Genomic DNA, 5,698 nt, shown 5'->3' with positions numbered 1-5,698 from the left:
CCTTCAAGCTTTCTTCACGCAGACCGTCGGCCAGCAGGTTGAGACCCAGCACGAGCGAGAGCAGCGCAATCGCAGGTGGCAGAGCAGGGTGCGCCACGATCAGCAGGAGTTTGCGGCCTTCGTTGATTGTGGAGCCCCAATCGGGAGACTCTGGTGGCAGACCAAGGCCAAAGAAGCCGAGAGTACCCAAGAGGATCGTGGTGTAGCCGATGCGCAGACAAAAATCGACGATCAGCGGCCCGCGTGCGTTGGGCAGGATTTCCCACAGCATGATGTACCATGAGCCTTCGCCACGTGTTTGGGCGGCGGCGACGTAGTCGCGCGTGTGCAGATCGAGTGCGAGACCGCGCACAATACGGAACACGGTGGGCGAGTTCACAAAGACCACCGACACAAACACGACAAGAATACCTCCCGCCACATCAAAAAGATCAAGGAACCCGGGCAAGACATAGATGATCGAGCCGACCTCGGAAATCAGAGACAGGTAAATCCACGCCATAGTACCCAGCACCCCGATCAGGAGGGGGGTGCGAAAGTTCGGCTGTGTGTAGTAGCGCGAGTTGAGCAGAATACACACAAAGACCAGCGGGAAGATAAACAGGAACACGGCCATGAAGTTCGGTATGCCGGTATCCACGATTTCAGGTGTCACCAGAAGATAGAACAACAGGATGACCGGAAACGCGAGGATCAGGTTGGCCAAGAAACTGAGCACTGTGTCCAGCCTTCCGCCATAATACCCCGCAGGCAGACCAAGGGTGATGCCAACCATAAAGGCAAACATCGTGGCCAGCGGCGCGATCTGCACCACTACCCAGGCGCCTTTGACCATCCGGCTGAACACGTCCCGTGCCAGATTGTCGCCACCTAGAAGGTAATATGCATATTCACCTTCTTCCGCTCCGGCGAGTGGAGTGCCCGGCACCTTGTTCTTCATACCAGACACTTGGTTGAGCGGGTCATGGGTGATGATGAAGTCCATCGCCCCAAATATGCCCGTGAAGACCCAGAACATAACAAGCGCATAGCCAATCATGCCGATAGGGCTGTCAAAGAGTTTGCCGTATAAACCCAGACGACGTTTGAACAAGATCGATACAACAAAAAGCAGGATCAGCGTGATCCAAACAGGTCCAAACTGTAGAAAGATACGGAGGATGATTTCGCCCCAGCTGAGTGGTTCCATGAGTTCGGCCCCCCTTAAGAAATTCGGATGCGTGGATTGAGGTAGACGTAGCCGATATCAGAAATCAGCTGCGTCACCAGAACCACGATGACCGATACCACCGAAACCGCCAGAAGCAGCTCGATATCGTTATTGCCAGCGGCTTGCACCAACACCCATCCAAATCCCTTGTAGTTAAACAAGGTTTCGACAATCACCACACCATTCAGAAGCCACGGGAACTGAAGCATGATGACGGTAAACGGCGCAATCAGCGCATTGCGCAGGGCGTGTTTCATGACGATGTTGGGGAAACTCACACCTTTGAGGCGGGCAGTACGGATATACTGCGCTGTCATCACTTCGGTCATCGAGGCGCGGGTCATGCGGGCAATGTAGCCCATGCCATAAAGCGCAATTGTCAGTACCGGCAGAAAGAAGTTCTCAAAGGTTGGGTTTTCAGTGGCGGCGGTGGCAGAGCCTTTGAACCACTTCAACCCAACTGTGGAAGAGGTGAATATTGCGATAAAGACCACGCCTGAAACATATTCCGGGGTGGCAGTTGTCAGAATGGAGACGGTTGAAAGGCTGCGGTCCGTCACCGATCCCTCGCGCATGCCGGCCAGAACACCGATGATCAACGCGGAGGGGATCATCAGCAGCAAAACCCAGCCCATCAGGCGCAGGGTATTGCCCAGACGTTCTGAAACCACACTGGCAACATCCTTTTGTAACACCGTGGATCGCCCCCAGTCACCCTGCAGAATACCACAAAACCGCGGGGCTTCGGCGGCCTGGGCCTGGGGCACAGTACCGGCTATGCAGCGGCCAGATATTCCGTCATCACCCTGCAGTGTCCATCCGGGCAAGACGCCCAGCCATTGACCATATTTTATAGCCATCGGCTGACTGTAGCCGTTCTTGTCAAGCCAGCTGGCCACGGCCTCGTCGGTCATCCGGAAGTTGCCTTGGGTCTTGGCGAGCTTTTCCAGATTTGGATACAAATTGGTGAGCGTAAAAACGATGAACGTCAGGCATAGCGCCGTCAGAAGCATCACGCCTGAGCGGCGTAAAATGAACAATCCCATAGGGTTCCCTGTTGGTCTGGCGTCAAAACCGGGGCCACCTCGCAGGTGCCGCCTTGGTCTTTTTGGCTGCCCTGAGCCGCAGTGCAGATCTGCGGCTCAGGGGGAGGGACGTAGGTGGTGGCTGCTATCTTAGGCCGACCAACCCCATTTGTAGTGATGATGTTCAAAGGTTACATGCATATCGGCATTGGCAACGCCTTCGCGCATGTGACGATAGAGGGAGCGCCAGTAGGGTTGGATGGTAACGCCTTCATCCTGAACGATCATCTCCATCTTCTTCATAACTTCGCGACGCTTGTCGGCGTCTGCAATGGCCAAGGCCTCGGTCAGCAGGCCATCGAACTCTTCATTGGACCAGCCAAATTCGTTCCAAGCCTCGCCCGAGCGATAGGCCAGCGCGTGGATCTGCACACCCAAGGGGCGCGGATTCCAGTTTGTTGAGCTGAAGGGGTATTTCACCCAATCGTTCCAGAAGGTCGAGCCAGGCAGCACTGTCCGCTTCACCTTGAAGCCGGCATCGCGCAGCTGTGCTGCAACCGCATCGGTGGTGTTTTTGCGCCAATCATCATCAATCGAGATGATTTCATGTTCGAAATCCAACATGCCTGCTTCTTCCATCAGGGCGCGGGCGGCTTCGGGATCATGTTTCTGCGGGGGTAGCTCGGCATATTCGGGATGGATTGGGCCCACATGGTGGTTTTCGGCTGCTTGACCACGGTTGCCATAGCCAAGTTCAAGACAGACAGCGTTATCAACGGCCATTTGGATCGCCTGGCGGACGCGTTTGTCCGCATAGGGGCGTTTGCCATCTACTTCGGCCAGCTGGTTGGGACGCACCACGATGGTGGCCATGGTGACAACCTCGGATTTGGGGTAGCCCAGCGCGTCCATTACATCAATGAATTCACCAACCGATTCATAGAGCATGTCAACTTCGTCGGATTCCAGCGCGGCCAGCCAAGACGAGGGGTCGGTGCCAAAATCAGTGTATTCGATGCGATCCAGAGCAGGGGTGCCATAGACCTCTTCGCCCCACCATTTATGGGCCGTGTTGCGCTCCAATACAGCTTTGACGCCCACTTCCAGGGTGCTGAGCAGATAGGGGCCAGTGCCGACGTTATTAGTGAAGTCATTGGTCTGAAAGCTGGAATGGGTAATGGCGGCAGGGTAATCTGCCATGCCGGCAATCAGTGAAATATCCGGGCCAGGCAGGTTCAGGCGCAGAGTGTGGTCGTCCACAATCTCGATGCTGCCCTCGGCTGCGGCATTGGTCTCGGCGTCGATAAGCGTGGCGAAACGCCCGGCCATCGAGTTGCCCTCGAGCCCCTTGTCGCACCACCCAGCAATGTTACGTGCCACATCTTCGGCGGTGAAGGCGTCGCCATTGTTCCAGGTCACGCCCTTACGAACATTCAGGGTATAGACTGTGGCGTCGTCATTGACCTCCCAGCTCTCCAGCAGCATGCCCCGAATGGTGCCGTCGTTGTTGTACTCTACCAGATACTCCAGCGTGCCGCGTGTCTGGTTGCCCATTTGTGACCAGTCATAGGTCCGTGGGTCTTTGAGAGGGCGCACCTCCATCTGGACCCGCAGGGTGCCGCCGGTTTTCATTTCGGTTGCCGCCTGGGCGGCGGGGGCCGCCAAACCAAGAAGGCCGTAAGCCGCCGCTGCGCTCACCCCCAGACCGGTGGCGCGGGTCAGGAATTCGCGGCGGTCCAGCTTGCCTTCGATCACCTCCTGGGCATGCATTTTTGCGGCCCAGTGTGGTGTCACGTCTGTTGTGGAATTATGGGTCATTCGGATCTCCCTTTGGTGCACCGCCGGGGAACTGTTCCCCTTCTGGACATTGCCAATGTGTTTCCGGACCTGAGGTCAGAAACGGTGCGGTTGTGGCTTATTGCCTTTTGATGGCCTCATTCGGCCCTAGATCCGAAGGCAGGTCAATGCTTAGAATCGATCTTTGGGGGGCTAAAAGCGACATTATTGGTGTCGATTTTGACTTGTGGCCCTCAGCTGGTCGAAGACTGGGCACTTGTGCCCAGTTCTGAAGGCTTGGGAGAAGTGTCATGCGGTGAATCGATGCAAAAGAATCGCCAGAGCTGTCGCTGCACTTTGGGAGGCGCAAGTCAGGGCAGCTCAAAGATGCGTCACGCTGTCAGTCAGTTCTCGGTCTGAGCAGGCGCACAAATTCAGGGGCATCACATTTCCCGAGACCGGTTCATATAGGCCAGTTCGAAAAAAGATGACTACAAAGATGACTACAAAGAGTAGCGGTTTGACAAGGCGGTGAGGGTCACTGGCGTCTACGGGAGGTTTTTCGCAGGGTGCTGGGGGTCTGGCCGGTGTGTTGGGTAATGAAGCGGGTGAAATAGGCTGGGCTGCCGAAGCCAATCTGGTCCGCGATATCCCGCATGGTCATATCCGAAAACGCCAACAGACAGCGCGCCGCATAGAGCTGGCGTTCGGTGAGCAAAGCCGCAGCCGTTTTGCCGGTTTCTGACTTGCAGACGCGGGTGAGGTGGGTCGGTGTCACATTCAGGGCAGCGGCGTGGTCGGCCATTGTGGAGCGCGCGTCATAGTAGTCGCTGACCCGTTGGCAATAGGATTGCGACAGGCGCCGGGCGGCGGATGGCCGCTCTGGGGGCAGGGGACCTGAAGGCGGCAGGCGGCGCAATTGAATGCTGATCAGCTCACTATAGGATTGCAAGGCGCGCCGCCACAGGGCCGGGTGGCCGGTCTGTTCCTGCACCATGGCTTCGAGCAGAGCATTGAGCCGCGCCTGTTCGCGCGCGTCAGAGATTTTCAGATGCAGGGGTTTGTCAGGTGTAGCGACCGGAGCGGTGACCGGAATGCGCAATGCCTGTCCCAGGCATTGGCGGCCAAATTCTACAGACCACAGCGACCTGGCGGGAAAGAACAAAGCGCTATGTGTGCTGAACCCGCGCTGGTTCCCATCCATCAGCATACGCCCCTGACCACGGGTGACCCAGATCAGCAAATGCTCTCCGCGATCATGCGCAAGCTCGGTTTGCCATGCGCCAAACGATACCAGTTGGGAAAGTGGAATAACCTGGATTTCTTCGTTGGGGTTAGGATCAAAAGGCATTCAGTGGCAAACACTTCAGTAATAGGGACAATTTGAAGCGAGCAGGCCATGAATTTTTGATTCTGGCAAGTTCTGCAAAAACCAACTGTTGCTGAAGTGTTTTTCCGTTTCCTATTTGCAACCCAGAATTGTTATGGCTGTGCGGTTATTTATGCCATCAGAGTGTATCGGTTCTGCGTGGTTTTAATCGGCGCAGCTCTGGGTCGTGTCGCGAAGGTGGTGGAAATTTGAAGGTGGCGTAATCTCCGGGTGAACTGAACCCACCCAACCGGCGGCAGCAACCGCCAGGGAGATCACGCCATGAAGAACAATACCGACACTGCCGCGCTTTCGCTA

At 56.2% G+C, this 5,698-nt stretch carries 4 protein-coding genes; all 4 read right to left on the bottom strand.

Features of this window, described 5'->3' with window-relative positions; genetic code table 11:
- A partial coding sequence (locus tag QZ268_RS17860) for an ABC transporter permease (RefSeq protein ID WP_295455232.1) occupies positions 1 to 1,189 on the bottom strand: 1,189 nt, incomplete at its 3' end.
- 14 nt (positions 1,190 to 1,203) lie between these two features.
- Positions 1,204 to 2,256, bottom strand: coding sequence for an ABC transporter permease (locus QZ268_RS17855; protein WP_295455230.1), 1,053 nt, complete (start codon positions 2,254 to 2,256; stop codon positions 1,204 to 1,206).
- A 129-nt stretch (positions 2,257 to 2,385) separates the two neighbouring features.
- Positions 2,386 to 4,053: an ABC transporter substrate-binding protein gene (locus QZ268_RS17850; protein WP_295455228.1), complete on the bottom strand. Its 1,668-nt coding sequence runs from the start codon at positions 4,051 to 4,053 to the stop codon at positions 2,386 to 2,388.
- Positions 4,054 to 4,549: 496 nt separating this feature from the next.
- Positions 4,550 to 5,362 (bottom strand): helix-turn-helix domain-containing protein, encoded by an 813-nt coding sequence (locus QZ268_RS17845; RefSeq protein ID WP_295455226.1) that lies wholly within the window; start codon positions 5,360 to 5,362, stop codon positions 4,550 to 4,552.
- Positions 5,363 to 5,698 lie beyond the last annotated feature (336 nt).

The sequence above is a fragment of the uncultured Pseudophaeobacter sp. genome (assembly GCA_905479575.1).
GTDB lineage: Bacteria > Pseudomonadota > Alphaproteobacteria > Rhodobacterales > Rhodobacteraceae > Pseudophaeobacter.
Note: the sequence above shows the minus strand (reverse complement) of the source record. Positions and strands in the feature narration are given on the sequence as shown.

Bases quoted from the DNA above. Each gene is read 5' to 3' on its own strand.
- QZ268_RS17855 (WP_295455230.1), bottom strand. From the start codon at position 2,256: ATGGGATTGTTCATTTTACGCCGCTCAGGCGTGATGCTTCTGACGGCG.
- QZ268_RS17850 (WP_295455228.1), bottom strand. From the start codon at position 4,053: ATGACCCATAATTCCACAACAGACGTGACACCACACTGGGCCGCAAAA.
- QZ268_RS17845 (WP_295455226.1), bottom strand. From the start codon at position 5,362: ATGCCTTTTGATCCTAACCCCAACGAAGAAATCCAGGTTATTCCACTT.